This is a genomic window from Brevundimonas sp. MF30-B, from assembly GCF_004683885.1.
Taxonomy (GTDB): Bacteria; Pseudomonadota; Alphaproteobacteria; order Caulobacterales; family Caulobacteraceae; genus Brevundimonas.
This window is the reverse complement of the sequence record NZ_CP038440.1, coordinates 2,071,419-2,089,900: the sequence shown is the minus strand read 5'-3', so window position 1 is coordinate 2,089,900 and position 18,482 is coordinate 2,071,419. Positions and strand designations below refer to the sequence as shown.

General features: G+C 69.0%; 15 protein-coding genes and 1 pseudogene. 10 read left to right on the top strand and 6 right to left on the bottom strand.

What is annotated here, in order from left to right; translation table 11 throughout:
• Positions 1-4: 4 nt before the first annotated feature.
• Positions 5-493: a tRNA adenosine(34) deaminase TadA gene (gene tadA / locus E4M01_RS10625; protein WP_209316027.1), complete on the bottom strand. Its 489-nt coding sequence runs from the start codon at positions 491-493 to the stop codon at positions 5-7.
• Here tadA and E4M01_RS10620 point away from each other — a divergent pair.
• Complete coding sequence (locus tag E4M01_RS10620) at positions 482-1,924, top strand: pseudouridine synthase (RefSeq protein WP_135064970.1); 1,443 nt, start codon at positions 482-484, stop codon at positions 1,922-1,924. The genes tadA and E4M01_RS10620 overlap by 12 nt on opposite strands.
• Here the strand turns inward: E4M01_RS10620 and E4M01_RS10615 are convergent.
• The gene (locus E4M01_RS10615) at positions 1,921-2,862 is read right to left on the bottom strand and encodes a CPBP family intramembrane glutamic endopeptidase (RefSeq protein ID WP_135064973.1); all 942 of its coding nucleotides are present in this window, start codon (positions 2,860-2,862) and stop codon (positions 1,921-1,923) included. The two genes, E4M01_RS10620 and E4M01_RS10615, sit on opposite strands and share 4 nt — an antisense overlap.
• A gap of 47 nt (positions 2,863-2,909) precedes the next feature.
• On the opposite strand from E4M01_RS10615, the gene rsmD reads away from it, so the two are divergent.
• Positions 2,910-3,491 (top strand): 16S rRNA (guanine(966)-N(2))-methyltransferase RsmD, encoded by a 582-nt coding sequence (gene rsmD, locus E4M01_RS10610; protein WP_135064976.1) that lies wholly within the window; start codon positions 2,910-2,912, stop codon positions 3,489-3,491.
• Between the two features lie 149 nt (positions 3,492-3,640).
• Complete coding sequence (locus E4M01_RS10605; protein ID WP_135064979.1) at positions 3,641-4,699, top strand: kelch repeat-containing protein; 1,059 nt, start codon at positions 3,641-3,643, stop codon at positions 4,697-4,699.
• An 8-nt stretch (positions 4,700-4,707) separates the two neighbouring features.
• On the opposite strand, the gene E4M01_RS10600 is transcribed toward E4M01_RS10605, so the two are convergent.
• The 4 genes from E4M01_RS10600 to mutL form a co-directional block, all read right to left on the bottom strand.
• Positions 4,708-5,724 (bottom strand): ABC transporter ATP-binding protein, encoded by a 1,017-nt coding sequence (locus E4M01_RS10600; RefSeq protein ID WP_135064982.1) that lies wholly within the window; start codon positions 5,722-5,724, stop codon positions 4,708-4,710.
• Positions 5,721-7,271, bottom strand: a complete 1,551-nt coding sequence (locus E4M01_RS10595; RefSeq protein ID WP_135064985.1) for an iron ABC transporter permease — start codon at positions 7,269-7,271, stop codon at positions 5,721-5,723. The genes E4M01_RS10600 and E4M01_RS10595 overlap by 4 nt, the downstream gene beginning before the upstream one ends.
• Before the next feature lie 62 nt (positions 7,272-7,333).
• Positions 7,334-8,383: an extracellular solute-binding protein gene (locus E4M01_RS10590; protein WP_245158297.1), complete on the bottom strand. Its 1,050-nt coding sequence runs from the start codon at positions 8,381-8,383 to the stop codon at positions 7,334-7,336.
• Positions 8,384-8,465: 82 nt separating this feature from the next.
• Entirely contained in the window at positions 8,466-10,316 is a 1,851-nt protein-coding gene (mutL, locus tag E4M01_RS10585) for a DNA mismatch repair endonuclease MutL (protein ID WP_135064991.1), read from the bottom strand.
• A 98-nt stretch (positions 10,317-10,414) separates the two neighbouring features.
• On the opposite strand from mutL, the pseudogene E4M01_RS14705 reads away from it, so the two are divergent.
• From E4M01_RS14705 to E4M01_RS10555, 7 genes and pseudogenes are all read left to right on the top strand, one after another.
• Positions 10,415-10,942 (top strand): annotated as a pseudogene (locus E4M01_RS14705) (HAD-IB family phosphatase); the annotation flags it as partial.
• Positions 10,943-11,077: 135 nt separating this feature from the next.
• A complete protein-coding gene (gene serA, locus E4M01_RS14700; RefSeq protein WP_371682923.1) occupies positions 11,078-12,307 on the top strand; it encodes a phosphoglycerate dehydrogenase in 1,230 nt (409 codons plus the stop codon).
• A 116-nt stretch (positions 12,308-12,423) separates the two neighbouring features.
• Positions 12,424-14,229 (top strand): autotransporter domain-containing protein, encoded by a 1,806-nt coding sequence (locus E4M01_RS10575; RefSeq protein ID WP_135064997.1) that lies wholly within the window; start codon positions 12,424-12,426, stop codon positions 14,227-14,229.
• A 174-nt stretch (positions 14,230-14,403) separates the two neighbouring features.
• Positions 14,404-15,036: a M23 family metallopeptidase gene (locus E4M01_RS10570; RefSeq protein ID WP_135065000.1), complete on the top strand. Its 633-nt coding sequence runs from the start codon at positions 14,404-14,406 to the stop codon at positions 15,034-15,036.
• A 66-nt stretch (positions 15,037-15,102) separates the two neighbouring features.
• Positions 15,103-16,047, top strand: a complete 945-nt coding sequence (locus tag E4M01_RS10565) for an ABC transporter ATP-binding protein (RefSeq protein WP_135065003.1) — start codon at positions 15,103-15,105, stop codon at positions 16,045-16,047.
• Positions 16,044-17,498, top strand: a complete 1,455-nt coding sequence (locus E4M01_RS10560) for an ABC transporter permease (protein WP_245161282.1) — start codon at positions 16,044-16,046, stop codon at positions 17,496-17,498. The genes E4M01_RS10565 and E4M01_RS10560 overlap by 4 nt, the downstream gene beginning before the upstream one ends.
• Before the next feature lie 42 nt (positions 17,499-17,540).
• Positions 17,541-18,446 carry an enoyl-CoA hydratase-related protein gene (locus tag E4M01_RS10555; RefSeq protein WP_135065006.1) on the top strand — a complete coding sequence of 302 codons (906 nt, stop codon included), beginning with the start codon at positions 17,541-17,543 and terminating at the stop codon, positions 18,444-18,446.
• The last annotated feature ends 36 nt before the right edge of the window (positions 18,447-18,482 follow it).

The following is an 18,482-nucleotide window of genomic DNA, read 5'->3' as shown; positions in this document are numbered from 1 at the left end:
CCGCTCAACGTGCGATCTTCGCCGCCGTTCCGCCCTTGCGACGGGCGCGGAAGAAGCCACGTAGCAGTTCCGCCGATTCCTCGGCCAGCAGCCCGCTGTCCACCGTGGGTCGCCAGTGACAGGTCGGTTGATCGAAGACGCGCGGCCCGTGAAGAACACCGCCGCCCTTGGCGTCCTCCGCGCCGAAGACGACGCGGCCGATCCGCGCATGGCTGATGGCTCCGGCGCACATCGCGCAGGGTTCCAGCGTCACATAAAGCGTCAGGCCGGTCAGTCTGTAATTATTCAGCTTTTCTCCCGCTGCTCGCAGGGCCGCGATCTCGGCGTGGGCCGTCGGATCGTGCGAGGCGATGGGGCGGTTTGCGCCGTCGGCGACCACTTCGCCGGTGGTCTCATCGACGATCACCGCTCCGACGGGCGTCTCTCCAGCGTCAGCCGCCGCTTGCGCAAGGCCGAGCGCCATGCGCATGAACCGCTCATCATGGATCGCCATCCCAAAGACAACGCCAAGAACCCTCGCCCGCGTCAAGACGCCGGTCGCGACGCGCCCCGCAACTTCACCGACAAGGGCGACCGCAAACCGTTCGCCAAGGGCGGCGCCAAGCCCGGCGGCTTCAAGTCCGGCGGGCCCAAGAGCGGCCCAAAGGCAGGGGGCAAGGACGCGCGTCCCGCCGTCGAGCCCAAACGCACCGAACGCATCGCCAAGGCCATGGCCCGCGCCGGCATCGCCTCGCGCCGCGAGGTCGAGCGCCTGATCGGCCTGGGCAAGGTGGCGGTGAACGGCAAGATTCTGGACACGCCCGCCACCCTGGTGACGCGCGACGACAAGATCACCGTGGACGGCAAGCCGATCGGCTCGGCCCAGGCGACGCGCGTCTGGCGCTACCACAAGCCCGCCGGCCTGCTGACCAGCCATAACGATCCCGCCGGACGGCCGACCGTGTTCGACGCCCTGCCCAGCGGCCTGCCGCGCGTGATTTCGGTCGGACGGCTGGACCTGAACACCGAAGGCCTGCTGCTGCTGACCAACGACGGTGAACTCAGCCGGGCGCTGGAGCTGCCGACCACGGCCCTGGTGCGCCAGTATCGGGCGCGGGCGCGAGGCCGCGTGACCCAGGCCGAGCTGGACAAGCTGAAGACCGGCTGCACCGTCGATGGCGTCCACTATGGGCCGATCGAGGCGACGCTGGACAAGGCCAAGGACACGCCCGAGGGCGAGCGCGGCCCGGCCAATCTGTGGATCAGCGTCTCCATCACCGAGGGCAAGAACCGCGAAGTCCGCAAGGTGCTGGAGTCGGTCGGCCTGACCGTCAACCGCCTGATCCGCCTGGCCTATGGCCCGTTCCAGCTGGGCACCCTGCCCATCGGCGCGGTCGAGGAAGTCGGCCCGCGCGTGATCCGCGAGATGCTGGCCGATCACATCCGGCCCGAGAACCTGCCGACCGGCAATACGGTCGAGACGCCGGCGCCCGTCCCCGGCCGTCGCGTGTCCACACCCAAGATCGTCGGCAAGTCCGGCTCGGCCCTGTCGGATCCTTCGCGCAAGCCCAGCCGCGTGCGCGCCGCCGAGACGGCCCAGGTCGACGCCGCCGAACGCCGCGAGCGCCCGGCCAAGAAGGCCGGCTGGGCCAAGGCCGCGCCGAAGTTCGAGCACACCAAGACCTTCAAGCCCCGCGCACGCCCCGAAGCGAGCGAAGGCGGCGACGGCGAGCGGCCACGTAAATCCTTCAAGCGCGAGCCGCGGCCGGATCAGTTCATCGAGGACCGCCGCAGCGCGCCCAAGAGTGGGTCGAAGAGCGGCGCAAAGGGCGGCGGCAAGACGTTCGGTCGGCCCGGCGGGACTCGGTCGAGTCCGCCCCGCGCCCGTGGTGAGAAGCCGGGTGGTCCAGGGGGCAGGCCGGGCGGCGGGCGAGGGCGCGGCTAGTCAGCCGGAGTGCGGTTGCGCCGACTCCGCCAATGGGCCGTCAACTCCACGAAAACGAGCATCAAGGCTGCGATCGCGACCTCCAGAACCAGATAGGCGGCCGCGATGTCCACATCCAGCGATGGGAGCCTGTCCAGCCAGTCGATGACGAGGTTGTTGGCCCAGTGCGCGCCGATGGCGAACTCGATCCCGCCCAGTCTCAGAGCGGCCCATGTCCAGACGACGCCCGACAGGGCGCGCGCGACGAAGGCCCCAGGATCGGGGTCGAGGTGGATAGCGGAGAACAGCACCCCGTTGATCAGGCACAACAGCCAGAGATTTCGAGTGAACCCCGCCGTGATTCTCAGCAGCACGCCCCGGAACGCGATCTCTTCCGCCGTCACGGCGATCAGACCCAGTGCTGCCACGGCGAGGGCGTAGATCACCCTGGCTTCGAGCGAGTGGTCGGCGTCGAACAGGGGCGGCGCGCCCGACGGCGCCGAGAGATCGTGTGCTTGTCCGAACACCAGCCCGAGCAGCACCATCGCGGCGAAGCCCGACCAAAGCAGTCGCCATGACGGACGCCGCCCCGGCCAGAGAAAAGCGCTCGCAGGTCGTCTATAGATCACCATCGCGGCCGCAAGGATCGCCAGCGCCATGACGATCAGCGGGCCCGCGACCGCGGCCAGAAGCGTTATCTCGTAGTTCAGGCTTGACCAGCCTGGGGGAATGGCGGCGATGAACAGACCGAAGTCGACTCGGTCGCCGAGAACTCCCGCAAGACCCAGAAGGACACCCGCCAGCACCACCGAACCAAGCAGGGTCGCGGCCGAAAGGCCGATCATCTTCGCCAGGCTGAGCCAGGGGCGAGGCAAGGCGGCATCAAGCACATATGGACTGCGGTGCGACGCCCGCACAGCCTGGGTGATGCGAAGGCGGGCCAGTCTCGCGAAAGTCATGACGCCAGCGTTGCATTCGTCTTCCGTTCCGGTCAGAGGCGTGCGGCATGAGGATCGTCGCGGGAAATCTTAAGGGCCGGGCCATTTCGACGCCTGACGGCCAGAACACGCGTCCGACTTCGGACCGGGCGCGCCAGGCTGTGTTCAACGTGCTGGAGCACGCGGGCTGGGCCGACGGCTTGCAGGAAGCGCGGGTCATTGACCTGTACGCCGGCTCTGGCGCTTTGGGTTTCGAGGCTCTGTCGCGCGGCGCGGCCTTCGCCCTGTTCGTTGAGACCGATGACGGCGCGCGGGGCGCGATCCGGGAGAACATGGACGCCTTCGGCCTGTTCGGCCGCTGCCGCGTGCATCGGCGCAGCGCCACCGACATGGGTGCGCGCCCCGGATCGGCGGGGGAAGCCTTCACCCTGGCGTTTCTGGATCCACCCTATCGTCAGGGCCTGGGCGAACAGACGCTGGCGAAATTGCTTGAAGGCGACTGGCTGGCGCGCGGCGCTGTCGTGGTGTTCGAGCGCGGCTCCGACGAGCCGGAGATCGACACGCCGGGCTATGAACGTCTCGACGCCCGCGACTACGGCGCCGCGCGGGTGCTGTTCCTCAAGGTCGCGGAGACTTCGGACGAGGTCTGAACCTGCCGTCTCCCCGGCGAAGGCCGGGGCCCAGGACTGCGATCTGATCGTCTGAAGTTTATGCGCGAACCTCTGGACCCCGGCCTTCGCCGGGGAGACGGTGATAAGGCTGGGCAGATTTTTCTTCAGCCTTGCTCTAGCCTGCCCGGATGACCCGTATCGATCGCCGCAGCCTGCTCGCCCTGACCGCCGCCGCCGCAGCCGTTCCTTCCGTCGTTCAGGCCCGCCAGCCGGGGTGGAGCCCTCGCGCCAAGATGCCGTGGGAGACCCAGGAGGTCTACGCCGCCGTGCACGAGGGCCGGATCTGGACGGCCGGCGGCCTGGTCGGACGGCCGGGCGGCATCCACATCAACGACCGCACCGCCATCTACGACCCGGCCGCCGACAGCTGGGAGGAAGGACCGCGCCTGCCGCAGTCCCGGCACCATCCGATGCTGGTGTCGCAGGGCGGGCGGCTCTGGGCGTTCGGCGGCTACGACCGGCGCGAGGGCGACTGGACCTCGATGCGCGAGGTCTGGGCCATCGACGACGGCCTGTGGGCCCAGGTCGGGCGCATGCCGCACCCGCTGGCCGAGACCGTCGGCGCCGGGCTGGGCGACCACATCCACCTGGTCACGGGACGGCGGCCGGGCGAGGCCAACGCCCAGTGGCGGGATCAGAACGACACGACCGACCATCTGGTCTTCACGCCGGCCGACAACCGCTGGGACACGGCGCGGCCGGCGCCGGCGCCTCGCAACAGCGCGGCGGGGGCGGTGATGGACGGAAAGCTCTATGTCGCGGGCGGCCGAACGGTTCAGGGCGGCGGCACGGGGCGGCTGGATCGCTACGACCCCGAAACCGACGCCTGGCACACGCTGGCGCCGATCCCGCCGTCGCCCACGACGGGTCAGCAGGTCGGCGGCGGCCTGGCGCTGGTCGAGACCGGCGGGCGGCTGGTCGCGTTCGGCGGCGAATGGTTCGCGCCGGGCGGAGGCGGCGGCGTGTTCTCCGAGACCTGGATCTATGAGCTGGCGCGCGACGCCTGGACCCAGGGACCGGACATGCTCACGCCCCGCCACGGCCTGGCCGCAGCGGCGGTCGATGGCGTGGTCTATGCGATCGCCGGCGCGTCAGGCGTCGGCGCGGGGGTCGTCTACAGCAATCGCGGACCCGTCGGCACGGACGGCGCGGTCACCGGCCTCGTCGAGGCCTTCACTCTGGGCTGAGCCGGCGGTCAGGCGCGATAGACCCGAGCCGTCAGCGGATCGAGGCTGACGGTCAGAGTCGCGTCCGTTTCCGCCAGACCTTCGGCGGCGCGCAGGGTCAGGGCTTCGTCGCCGATCACCAGCCGATAGTCGCTGCCTGCTCCCGAGAAGCGCACGTCGATCACCTGGGCCGCCACACCCTGCGGATCAGGCCGCAGACTTTCGGGACGCACCACGACGACGGCGGGACCGTCGGGCAGGTCCAGCGCCGGCAACTCACCAAAGGCCGTGCGCGCGCGGCCGTTCGAAACCTCGGCCCGCAGCGTCGCGGCCTCGCCCAGCAGGCGCGCGGCTTCGGGCGACACCGGACGGCGATAGCAGGCGGCGGGCGTCCCGGTCTGCAGCAGCCGCCCCTGGCTCAGCAGGGCCAGATCGTCGGCCAGCAGCAGGGCCTCCTCGGCGTCATGGGTGACCACCGCGACCGCCGCGCCCGAGGCCTTGAGCGCGGGGAACAGGAAGTCGCGCACCGAGGTCCGCATGTGGCGGTCCAGGCCCGAGAAGGGCTCGTCCAGCAGCAGCACGCGCGGCTCGCGCGCCAGCGCCCGCATCAAAGCCACGCGCTGCTGCTCGCCGCCGGACAGGGCATGAGGCCAGCTGCGCGCGCGGTCGCCCAGGCCGACCTGCTCCAAGAGCTTGAGCGCCCGCGCCTCGCGCCGGCGACGCGGAATGTGGCCCAGGCCGAAGGCGACATTGGCCAGCACGGTCAGGTGGGGGAACAGGGCGTAATCCTGGAACACCAGGCCGACATCGCGGCTCTCCGGCGCGACATGGCCTGAGGGGCTGGACAGCACGGCGTCGCCCAGTCGGATTTCGCCCGCGTCCGGCTGCTCCAGGCCCGCGATCAGGCGCAGAAGCGTGCTCTTGCCCGAGCCGGACGGGCCGAGCAGGGCGGTGATCCGGCCGGGGCGAAGGGTCAGGCTGACGTCCTCGACGGCGATCTTGGGGCCGTAGCGGCGGCTGACGCCGTCCAGGATCAGGTCGCTCATGTGCGCGCTCCGGGCCTGGCGGCGGCGATCTTGCGGCTGAGCCAGATCACGGCGGGCAGGGCGATCAGGATGATCAGGATCGACGGCCAGCCCGCCTGGGGCAGCCGCTCGTCCAGGGCGTAGTTGGAGGCCAGGACGGCCAGGGTGTCGACGTTGAACGGCCGCAGGATCAGGGTGGCCGGCAGCTCCTTCAGAACGTCGATGAAGACGATCAGCAGGGCCGTCAGCAGCGTGCCGCGCACCAGCGGCAGCTCGATTCGCCAGGCAGAGCCCAGCTCGCCCCGGCCCAGGCTGCGGGCGGCGTGGTTCAGCGACGGCGGAATGCGCGCAAGGCCCGCGTCGATCGGCTCCAGCGCCGCCGCCATCAGCCGCGCCGCATAGGCGTAGACGACCAGGATCAGCCCGGCGCCCAGCCCGGAGGCCGCGCCCGGAAACAGGCTCCACACCACGCCGGCGGGGGCCAGCAGCCCGATGGCCATGACCGCGCCGGGCGTCGCATAGCCCAGGCTGGCCACGCGCGCCGTCACCGGCAGCTGTCGCGCGCCCAGCGCCAGCAGGGTCGCCAGCAGCACGGTCGTGACCGCCCCGGCGCCGCCGAACATCAGCGTGTTCCGCCCGGCCGTCATCAGGCGGCTCCAGTCCGGCGTCACGCCGATGGAGCGGATGACCAGCCAGCTCAGCGGCAGCAGCAGCCCCAGCGTCAGCAGGGTCAGGCAGAAGGCGGTGGCGCCCGCCGCCTTGAAACCGGTCAGCCGCGTCGTCTCGATTTCGCGATAGCGGGCCCGGGCGCTCTCGAAACCGCGGCCCTTGCGGCCCCAACGCTCGATCCACAGCAGCAGCGCCGCCGCGCCGAGCAGAGGCAGGGCGAAGCGCGCGGCCGACACGGTCGAGCCATAGACCGACCAGGCGCGCACGACGCCTGTGGTCAGGGTCTGGACGCTGAGGAACTCGACCGCGCCATAGTCGGCCAGGGTCTCCATGACCGCGAGCGCGATCCCCGCCGCCAGCGCCGGGCGGGCCAGGGGCAGGGCGATGCGGCGGAAGGCCTGGCTCGAGCCGCAGCCCAGGCTGCGCGCCGCGTCCAGCAGGTTGCTGGACTGGTTCACGAAGGCCGCGCGCATGGCCAGATAGACGTATGGGTAGAAGGCGCAGGCCAGCACCAGGGCCGCGCCGGGGATGGACCGCATCTGGATGGGGATGTCGAAACCCAGCTCGTCCCGCGTCCAGAACCGCAAGGGCCCGGCCACGTCGAACAGGTCGGCATAGGCATAGGCCACGGCGAAGGCGGGCGCGGCCAGCGGCAGGGCCAGGGCCCAGGCAAAGATGTTCCGTCCCGGAAATCGATGCATGACCACCAGCCAGGCCGCCACGGATCCCGCTACGCCCGTCAGCCCGGCTACCAAAACCGCCAGGATGGCCGAGGTCGCTGCGTAACGGGCGATGTCGCGCCCGGCGATGTCCGCGCCCGCGCCGCCGATGCTGGCCCACAGCACGCCGACCAGCGGCAGGATGGCGACCAGGGCCGCCAGCAGAGCCAGGGCCTTCAAAGGCGAAAACCCGCCTCGGCGTCGGCCGAGGCGGGCTGTCGAAGACGATGTCTGGGTCGGGCTTATCGCCAGCCCGCCGCGCTCATGATCGAGCGGGCCTCGGCCTGACGCGGACCGTACGTCGCGACCGACATCGGATTGGCGGTGAAGTCCGCATAGGCGTCAACCGGCGCCGGCGCGGCGACCGAGGCCACGGCCGGATACTCGTAGTTCATGCGCGAGACGGTCTGCTGCGACTCGTCACTGGCCAGGAACTCCAGGAAGCGCACGGCCGCCTCGCGGTTCGGGGCGTGCGCGGCCACGCCGCCGCCCGACACGTTCACATGCGCGCCCTGGCCGTTCAGCGACGGGAAGCCCAGCTTCACGGTCTCGGTCACGCGCCGGTCGTTGGCGTCGTCGCCGTTGGCCATGCGGATGTAGTAGTAGCTGTTGGTCAGGGCGACCTCGCAGACGCCGGCGGCGATGGCGCGGATCTGATCGCGGTCGCCGCCCTCGGGCTGGCGGGCCAGGTTGGCGACGATGCCGTCGGCCCAGGCGCGGGCGCGCTCGGGGCCCCAGGCCTCGATCAGGGCGCCTATCAGGCTGAGATTGTAGACGTTGTCGCCCGAACGGACGCAGATGCGGCCCCGGAAGCGCGGCTCGGCAAGCTTTTCGTAGGTGTCAACCTCCTCGGGGCGGACCTTGGCCTGGTCATAGGCGACCACGCGGGCGCGGCGCGAGAAGCCGAACCACTGGCCTTCCGGCGCGCGCAGATTGGCAGGGATGCGCTCGTTCAGGGCAGCGCTGTCGGTGGTCGGCTGCAGCAGTCCGGCGTCCTGCGCCCGCCACAGGGCGCCGGCGTCGGCGGTGACGAAGATGTCGGCCGGGCTGTTGGCGCCCTCGGCGGTCATGCGCGCGATCAACTGATCGGCGTTGCCCTCGATCTTGTTGATGCGAATGCCGGTCTGTTCGGTGAAGCGGTCGTACAGCGCCTGGTCGGCGTCATAGTGGCGCGCCGTGTAGAGGTTCAGCACCTGCTCCCCGGTCTCCTGAGCCGGTTGCTGTTGGCCGCAGGCCGCGAGGGTCAGGGCCGCGATCGCGGTCGCCATAGCGCCGATCTTGCCGAAGGTCATCGTCTGCTCCTGCATTGCGATGACGCCTGCCTAAAGAGATTGAGAACCGGTCGCAACAGCAAGGGGCTGCGACGGTTTGTCCTCATCGCCGCCCGAACAGCTTCTCGAGGTCGTGGAGCTTCAGCTCGACATAGGTTGGACGGCCGTGGTTGCACTGGCCGGAATGCGGCGTGGCCTCCATCTGGCGCAGCAGGGCGTTCATCTCGGCGGCCGACAGCACGCGGCCCGATCGGACCGAGCCGTGGCAGGCCATGGTGCCGCACACCTCGGCCATCCGCTCCTTCAGCGACAGCGCCGCGCCATGTTCGCTCATGTCGTCGGCGATGTCGCGGATCAGGCCCGGCACGTCCGTGTCGCCCAGCAAGGCCGGCGTCTCGCGCACCAGCACGGCCCCGCCGCCGAACGCCTCGACGATCAGGCCCATCTCGGCCAGCTCCTCGGCCTTGGCGATCACGCGCTCGGCCTCGGCGGGATCCAGTTCCACCACCTCGGGAGCGAGCAGAGCCTGACGGGTGACGGCGCCGTCGGCCATCTGCGCCTTCATCCGTTCATAGACCAGGCGCTCATGGGCGGCGTGCTGGTCGACGATGACCAGGCCGTCGCGGGTCTGGGCCACGATGTAGTTGGCGTGCAGTTGCGCCCGCGCCGCGCCCAGGGGGTGGTCGATCAGTTCGGGTGGCGCGTTCGCCGGCGACGCCTGCTCGGGCCACGCCGAAAAGCCGGGGGACGCCGCCTCGACCCGGGCTGAGCGTTCCGCCAAGCCGGGCAGAACCTGAGCGGCCGCAGCTGGCTGGCTCCAGCCGGTCCACCCGCTCCACCCGGCAGCCGAGGGCGAAGACGGGCTGAAGGCCGGCGCGCCCGCGTGCGCCTGAAATCCAGACAAGGCGTCGGCGGCCACGGTGGTCGAGGCGCGGTGGCCGGCGGCGTGCAGGGCGTGGCGCAGGGCGCCCACGATCAGGCCGCGCACCAGAGCCGGGTCGCGGAACCGCACCTCGGCCTTGGCCGGATGGACGTTCACGTCCACGAACAGCGGGTCGATCTCCAGAAACAACACCGCCGCCGGGTGCCGGTCGCGCGCCAGAAAGTCGGCGTAGGCGCCGCGCAACGCGCCTTGCAGCAGCCGGTCCTTAACCGGGCGGCCGTTGACGAACAGATACTGATGCGCCGCATTGCCCCGCGAATAGGTGGGCAGGCCCGCATAGCCCGTCAGCCGCACACCGTCCCGGGCCTGGTCGATCAGCAGGGCGTTGGCCTCGAAGTCGCGGCCGAGCAGAGCGGCAAGCCGCTTCAGCCGACCCTCGTCGCCGGGATGTTCAGCGGGCAGGCGCAGCGTCGTCTTGCCGTCCAGCGTCAGGGTGAAGGCCACAGCCTCGTGCGCCATGGCCTGACGTTTGATCTCTTCCGAGATGGCCATGGCCTCGGACCGCTCGGACTTCATGAACTTGAGCCGCGCGGGCGTGGCGTAGAACAGGTCGCGCACCTCGACGCGTGCGCCGTGCGGGCCGGGGAAGCCGGCGGGCGCCAGCGGGCGCTGATCGCCGCCCTCGACCACCACTGCCCAGGCGTCGTCCTCGTCCCGAGCTCGGGTGGTGATGCTCAGCCGGGCGACCGACCCGATGGAGGGGAGGGCCTCGCCCCGGAAGCCGAGAGTGTGAATGCGCAACAGATCGACGTCGCCCGCATCGTCCGGCTCCAGCTTGGAAGTGGCGTGGCGCTCGACCGCCAGGGGCAGTTCGTCCCTGGGAATGCCCTTGCCGTCGTCGGCGATCAGGATGCGCGACAGGCCGCCGCCGTCGGCCTGAACCTCGATACGGCCCGCGCCCGCGTCCAGGGCGTTCTCGACCAGCTCCTTGATGGCGCTGGCCGGGCGTTCGACCACCTCGCCGGCGGCGATGCGGTTGACGGTCTCGGGGGGGAGGCGGCGAATGGGCATATGAGTCGCAGCATAGCGGCCAGATCGCCCCTGAGCGAGGACGAGAGCGAGGCGCGACGCCCATTGCTGCGTCTGCGAAGGTCGGCCAAGCTGGCTTCATGAGCGCGCGCCCGACCCTGATCCTGGATTTCGACTCGACCCTGGTCGACTTCGAGACGCTGGAGGCCCTGGCTGACATCGCGCTCGCGGGGCATGCGGACGCCGCAGCCATCCGCGCCGAGATCGGCGACTTGACCGATCGCGCCATGGCCGGCGACCTGCCGTTCGGCGAGGCGCTGACCCGCCGGCTGGCGCTGCTGCCCCTGACCCGCGACCACGTGCAGACGCTCGCCGGCCGGGCGGTCGATCATCTTACGCCCTCGGTCCGCCGCAACCTGGACGCCCTGCGCGCCGAGAGCGACCGGGTGGTGATCCTGTCGGGCGGCTTTCGCGACATCATCGCGCCGCTGGCCGAACTGATGGGCGTGGAGCCCGAGCGGGTGCTGGCCAACGACCTGATCTATGACGCCGAAGGCCGCGTGACCGGGGTGGAGGACGCCAACCCCCTGGCCCACGCCGACGGCAAGCCGGCGGTCATCCACGGACTGAGGCTGACAGGCCGCGTCGTCATGGTGGGCGACGGCTGGAATGACGCCGAGGTCAAGCTGGCCGGTGCGGCGGACGTCTTCTACGCCTTCACCGAGATCGTGCGCCGCCCGACGGTGGTGAAGGCGGCCGACGCCGAGGCGGCCTCGCTGGACGAGGTGCTGCACGCCGAGGGCCTGGGCGGGCGCTGGTCCTTTCCGCGCAGCCGGATGCGGATGCTGCTGCTGGAGAACATACACCCTGCCGCCGTCCAACGGCTGGAGGAGGCGGGCTATTCGGTCGAGACGCGCAAGGGCGCGCTGGACGAGGACGATCTGATCGCCGCGATCAGGGGGGTGCATGTCCTGGGCATCCGCTCCAAGACGACCGTGTCGCGCCGGGTTCTGGAAGAGGCCGACAAGCTGATGGCCATCGCCGCCTTCTGCATCGGCGTCAATCAGATCGATCTGGACGCCGCCGCCGACCACGCGGTCGCCGCCTTCAACGCCCCCTATTCCAACACCCGTTCGGTGGTCGAACTGGCGATCGGCCTCATGATCGTTCTCATGCGAGATGTGGCCGACAAGTCCAGCGCCATGCATCGCGGCCAGTGGAACAAGTCCGCGACCGGATCTCGCGAGCTGCGCGGCAAGACCCTGGGCATCGTCGGCTATGGCGCGATCGGCAGCCAACTGTCGGTCCTGGCCGAGAACCTGGGCATGCGCGTGCTGTTCCACGATCTCAGCGAGCGTCTGGCGCTTGGCAACGCGCGGCGGATGAGGTCGCTGGACGCGCTTCTTGCCGAAAGCGACGTGGTGACGCTGCATGTCGACGGCCGAGGTGAGAACGCGGGGCTGATCGGCGCCGATCAGTTCGCGCGCATGAAGCCGGGCGTCCTGTTTCTGAACCTGTCGCGCGGCCATGTGGTCGACATGGGGGCGCTGGCCCAAGCGCTGGGCGCGGGCCGGGTGGCGGGCGCAGCCGTCGACGTCTTCCCCGAAGAGCCGCGCACTAACGACGACCCCTTCGATAGTCCACTTCAGGGGCTGAAGAACGTGATCCTGACGCCGCACATCGGCGGCTCGACCGAAGAGGCCCAGGAGGCCATCGCCGAGTTCGCGGCCGAACGCCTGCTGGGCTATCTGAACCGCGGAGACACCACCTTCTGCGTCAACCTGCCGAACGTGCAGCTGGCCGAGGTGTCGGGCGCGCATCGCCTGCTGCACATCCACCGCAATCAGCCGGGCGTGCTGGCGGAGTTGAACCAGGCGCTGGCGTCGGCGGGGCTGAACATCCTGGGCCAGCATCTGAAGACCGACGAACGCACCGGCTATGTCATCACCGACGTGGACCGCGACTATGATCCCGCAGCCTTGGAGGCCTTGAAGGCCGTGACGGGAACGCTCCGGTTCCGAACCCTGCGTTGATCGCCGATCAGCCAAGTTTCTTCCGACAAGTTGACGTTGCGTAGACTTGCGCTTGGCGAGAACAGGCGCACACTGCCGTCCCAAGAGCCGCGTTCGACGGTTTCGGGAGGAAATACATGTCTCGTCTTCTTCGTGGCGGCGCTGTCGCCGCCCTCGCGCTCGCGGCATGCGCCGTGGCTGGAACCGCTTCGGCCCAGACGTACGGTCGCCTCGTCGTGTTCGGCGACAGCCTGAGCGACAATGGCAATCTATTTCTGGCCACAGGCGGGGCCCAGCCGCCGTCGCCGCCTTACTTCCAGGGCCGGTTCTCGACCGGGCCGGTGTTCACTGAACTGCTGGGCTTCAACGCGGTGAACTTCAACGGCGCGGTCACCGGCAATATCAACTACGCCTTTGGCGGGGCGCGAACGGACTTCAGCGCCAGCCCGCTCGGCATGCGGGCGCAGCTGGCCAACTATCAGTCCCGCGGCGGGGTGTTCGGCGCCAACGACCTGGTGACCGTGCTGGGCGGCGCCAACAACATCTTCCAGGGCCTGCCGGCGGCCGGGGCGAGCGCCAATCCGACCGGGTCGATCGCGGCGGTGTCTCTGTCTGCGGCCACGGACATCAACGCCATCGTCAGCGGCGTGGCCGGGGCCGGGGCGGGGACGATCCTGTTGGTAAATCTGCCCAAGCTTAGCCTGACGCCGCAGTTCCGCGGCACCACTGCCGCGCCTCTGGCCGACTTCGCCGTGACGACGTTCAACGGGGCCTTGCTTACGGGCGCGAACGCCACGGCCGCAGCGCGCCCCGGGACGAACATCATCCTGATGGACCTGTTCAAGGCCGGCGACACGATCGCGGCCAACCCGCAGGCCTTCGGCGTAACCAACGTCACCGACCGTTGTTTCATCGAGGTCCCATTCACGGTGTGTTCGAACCCCGACACCTATTTCTACTTCGACGGGGTGCATCCCACGGCTGCCGGACATCGGGTTATCGCCAGCCTGGCCAACGACTACCTGTATTACGCTGACCGCGGCGCCACGGCGTCTCTGCTGGGCGAGACGGCGTGGCGTCATCGGGAAGACGCGCTGGCGGCGGGCACCGCCGCCATGGCCGGCGCGGCGCCCTGGGCCAATGGCACCGCGGTGCACGGCGGCCTGACTGTGGATCGCACCGAGACAGACGCTCGCGGACCGGTCTCCAGCTCGCGCTCGGACGGATTCGGCGGCTGGATCGGGATCGAATCCGGCACCGAAACCATGCGCATGGGCCTGGCCGGCCGCGTCGCTCAAGCCGAGGTCGAAGCGGGCCCGATGAGCTTCGAACTGCAAAGCCTGGCGCTTGACGTTTATGGCGGCCTGAGAATGGGGCAGGGGTTCCTCGCCGCCTCGGCCGGCGTCGCCAATGACGACTATAACGACATCCGCCGCTTCACCGGCGTTGGGCCCATTCGGCACATGGCCGCGACCCGGGGCGACAGCATCGGCGCGCGTATTCAAGGCGGCGTCTGGTTCGACATGGGCGGCATTGCGCTTTCGCCCCGAGCGGCCGTGACCTGGGGGCGCACCAATGTCGACGGGTTCTTCGAAGAGGGCGCGGCCGCTCAGTTGGAATACGCCGACCGACGCATCAACGGGGTCGCCGGCGAGGTCACACTGCGCGCCGAAAGCGACATGGGCGCCTTCCGTCTCTACGCCGAGGGCGGCTATCGCGATATGCTGGACGACGGCTTCGATCCGGTGCGTGTCGGCATTCAGGGCAACCCGGCTCAGCGCCTGTCGCGAGGTGGAGAGAATCCGTTCGGCGGCCAGGCTCTGGCCGACGTCGGCTTCGCCGGCGAGGTCGGACGCATTCAGGTCAGCGTCGGCTACAAGGGGCGGTTCGGCGACGCCGCCGACAGCCACATGGGCGCGATCAAGCTGAGCTTGCCGCTCTGATCCCGACAAGGCGGGCGGTTCCGTCCCTGCGGCGATACGCCGCCCGCCGCGTCCCATTCTCGCCCCATCGATCCTTAGAAAGGCGGTCGAACCCGATCGCCGAGGACGATGCGCGAGCCTGCATCGCCGGCGGTCTTCCCGCTCTCTTCGAGCCGAAGATGGAGACGCCGCCGAATGCGACGCCTGCTTCCGAACGCGAAGTCCTTCCTGATGCACTCTGGCCAGACCGGCGCCCTGCTGGCCATCGGCGTGCTGGCCATGGCGGCGGCGCCCAGCGCCACCCGTACGGCCGTCGCCGCCGAGGCGCCCCAGGCCCACTCCGCCCCCATCGCTCCGCCGATCAAGGCCGAGATCGAGCCCGCCGGGCCGGTCACCCGCAAGCTGGCCTTCGACATGCCGGTGAAGGGTTACGCCGTGAATTCGCGCTTCGGGCTGCGCCGTCTGGCGTCGGAGAGCAAGGCGCGGGCGCACAACGGAATCGACATCGCCGCTCCCAAGGGCACTTCGGTCTTCGCGGCGGCCGAGGGGCGCGTTCTGCGCAGCGGCTATCAGGCCGGCGGCTACGGCAACTTCATCGAGCTGCGCCACCCGAACGGCATGACCACTCTCTACGCCCACCTCAGCCGGATCGACGTGGCCAGCGGCCAGGAGGTCGCGCACGGCCAGCGCATCGGCCTGGTCGGATCGACTGGCTTTTCGACCGGCCCCCACCTGCATTTTGAGGTCAAGCGCAACGGCGGCCAAGTGAACCCTGAACGCGTGCTGGGCCGCAGCTTCGACCTCGTGATTAAATCGCCGCAAGGTTGAGCTTTGCGCTGGCCCCCCAGGGGGCGGGCTTGGTAGCCTCTCGTAAGATGGGTATCGGGAGGGGCCATGACGGCGGCGTTGACGCTTCAGGGCGTAAGCAAAAGATATGGAAGTTTCCAGGCCGTCAGTGACCTGAGCTTTCAGGTGCCCAGGGGAACCATATGCGGATTCCTCGGGCCGAACGGCGCTGGCAAGACCTCGACCCTTAGAATGATCTTGGGGCTGCAGCCCGTCACGTCTGGCCATATCGAGATACTGGGCGCGAACGACGGACGCCAGGTCCGGGACCGGATCGGGTTCCTTCCTGAAGAGCGCGGTCTGTACAAGAAGATGACGCCGGTCGACGCCATCGCGTTTTTCGGCTCCCTGAAGGGGCTGGCTCCCGCTGAAGGCCGCCGGCGCGCGCGGGCCATGCTGGAATCACAGGGTCTCGGCGCCTCCCAGAAGAAGAAGATGAAGGAGCTGTCCAAGGGGATGGCCCAGAAGGTGCAACTGATCGCCTCGGTCGTGCACAGGCCTGAGTTCGTCATCCTTGACGAGCCCTTCTCGGGGCTCGATCCGATGAACCAGCAGGGATTGGAGGAGATGATCCGCGGTCTGGCGGCAGACGGCACGACAGTGCTGTTTTCGACCCACGTCATGCAGCATGCGGAGCGTCTGTGCGACAAGGTCGTGCTGATCGCGAGCGGAAGAAAGGCGTTTGAGGGATCGGTTGATGAGGCTCGCGCCACCTCGCCTCGCGTCTTAGAGCTTGAAGGCGCGATGACGCCCGAGGATGTCGCGTCCTTGCCGGGCGTGGCCTCGGTCGAATCGACAGGGGAAGCCGGCTATCGCGCCCACCTGTCCCCAGGAGTCGAGGGCCAGGCGGCGCTGAAGGCGGCATTCCTCGGCGGGCTCGATGTCCGACGGTTCAATCTGAAAGAGCCGACCTTGCACGACGCCTTCATCAATCTGACCGGCGACAATCCGGATCAGGATCAGCGGGTTACCGCCGAGACGGAGGGCGAATGATGAGCCGCACGCTGCTGATCGCACGCCGTGAATTCCTCGCTTACGCGAAGACCGTCGGCTTCTGGCTGTCCCTGCTGGCCTTTCCGCTGTTCGCCGTGCTGGGCGGGGCAATTCCGATCCTGATGCGCAATGCGGAGCCAACCCGCACCGTGGCCATCATCGATGATGCGCCGCCTCAGGCTGGCCTCGCCGCGTCTGTGCGTCAGGCTCTTGAGGCCGACCAGGCGCAGAGGGCGGTGAACGCCTTGCGTCTGGCGGCCATCCCCGAGGGCGGAACGGCGGCGGGTGATCGCGTTCGTTCGGCGTCCGATGTCGGCGGCTATGACGCGGGTCTGGAAGCCTTGCGCCGTGAATCTCCGCGCGCCGCACAGGCCTTCAACCCGCCGCGACCGACGATCCGTCTGGTTGAGGCTCCGGCGTCCGTGGTCCAGGCCGTTCCCGGCGAGGCGCGGGATGCGGAGGTGCGGCGCTATCTGGGCGACGACGCGCCCGAGGAAGAGCGTCTCTCGGCCGTGGTTTTCCTCAGCCAGATCGAGGGCCGCCCGGCAGCCCGGCTCTGGACCGCACGCACCTCGGACAGCACCGTCGAAGACGCTGTGCGCGAGGCGCTTCGGGCCGCGAACCGTCAGCAGGTGTTCGGAGGGGCGGGCATTGATCCCGAGGTCGTCGTGCAGACCGAGCGGTTCCGGCCTCAGGTCAGCATCTTCTCCCCGCGTTCGGCCAGCGGCGGCGAGGTGTCCTTGCGTGACCGCATGCCTGGCCTGATCGGACTGTTGGCCGGTTTCCTGCTGTGGTCCCTGATCATCACGGGGGCGTCGATCCTGCTCAACTCGGTGATGGAGGAAAAGTCCAACAAGATTTTGGAGGTCTTGCTCTCCTCGGCATCGGCGACCGAGATCCTGACGGGCAAGGTCCTCGGGGTGGCGCTTCTGACCCTTGCGGTGCTGGCGTCCTGGGGCCTGCTGGGCGGAATCGGCCTGGTCACGGCGGCTCCCGACATTGCTCGCGATGTGGCGTCGGTGCTGATGCACGACGGCCTTGTGCTCTATTTCATCCTCTACATGGTCGGCGGGTATCTGATGTATGCGGTGCTGTTCGCCGCCATCGGCGCCTTCTGCGAAACGCCGCGTGACGCCCAGACCCTGATGGGTCCGATCATGATGATCCTGGTCGTGCCCATCATCGTCATGCAGATGGCTTTACGCACCCCCGACGCGACACTGGTCAAGGTGCTTTCCTGGGTTCCCTTTTTCACCCCGTTCCTGATGAGCGCGCGCGCTCCCAGCGACCCGCCGATGGTCGAGGTTTTCGGGACGCTTGCCGGCATGTTCGCCACGGCGCTTCTGATGGTCTGGTTGGCTGGCCGAGCTTTCCGCGCCGGCGCACTGTCCGACGTGAAGCTGAGTTGGAAGAGCTTTGTCGGCGCCGTGCGCGGTGGTCGCGGAGTTTGACCTTCTGAGGGGTTGATGCGTTAGGGGGGCAAGGAGAAAGCCATGACCAAGAACCCCGTGCCGCAAGACGCCGACCTCAACGCGCTGGACATCACCGATGCAGAGGCGGCGCAGATCAACGCCATCGCGCATCCGCTGCTGGCGGAGGCGGCGCCGGATGCTGACGACGATCTGGTGCGCATCGATGCGACGCCGGATGGCCGGGTGTTCGTGACCATCAATCGGCCGCAGAAGAAGAACGCCTTTGATGCGGCGACGATCGCGGCTTTGAGGGAGGCTTTCGAGACCCTGCATGGGGCGGACCACGTGAGGGTGGTCTTCATCCGCGGCGCAGGGGGCGCCTTCAGTGCGGGCGCCGACCTTCAATGGATGCGCGACGCTGCCGACTGGTCGGAAAGCGACAACCGCGATGACGCCATGGGTCTGGCCAGGATGCTCAAGGCGCTGCATGACGTGCCCGCCTTGACCGTCGCCCTGGTCGAGGGTTCGGCCATGGGCGGCGGCGCGGGCATTGTGGCGGCCTGCGACATGGCTGTGGCCGTTCAGGGCGCCCGCTTCGCTTTTTCCGAGGTCAAGCTCGGCCTGATCCCCGCGACCATAGCGCCCTACGTCATCGAGGCCGTTGGCGCGCGTCGAGCCCGGCAGTTGTTCCTGACGGCGAACATCTTCGACGCCGATTATGCGGCGCATGCGGGTCTGATCGACATGGTTCTGCCGGAAGGCGCTATGGACGAGTTCATCGCCATGCTCAGCGACAGCCTGACGGCCAATGCCCCTGGGGCTATGGGAGACGCCAAGCGGCTGGTGCATGACGTCGCCGGCCACAAGCTTGATCATAGTCTGCTGGAAGATACTGCACGGCGCATCGCACGGGCGCGTGTATCCGACGAGGGTCGGGAAGGCGTGAGAGCCTTTCTGGACAAGCGGAAGCCTCGCTGGGCCGACTGACGTCGGTGCGCTCTGGGTCCTGCGCGAGCCTGGGAG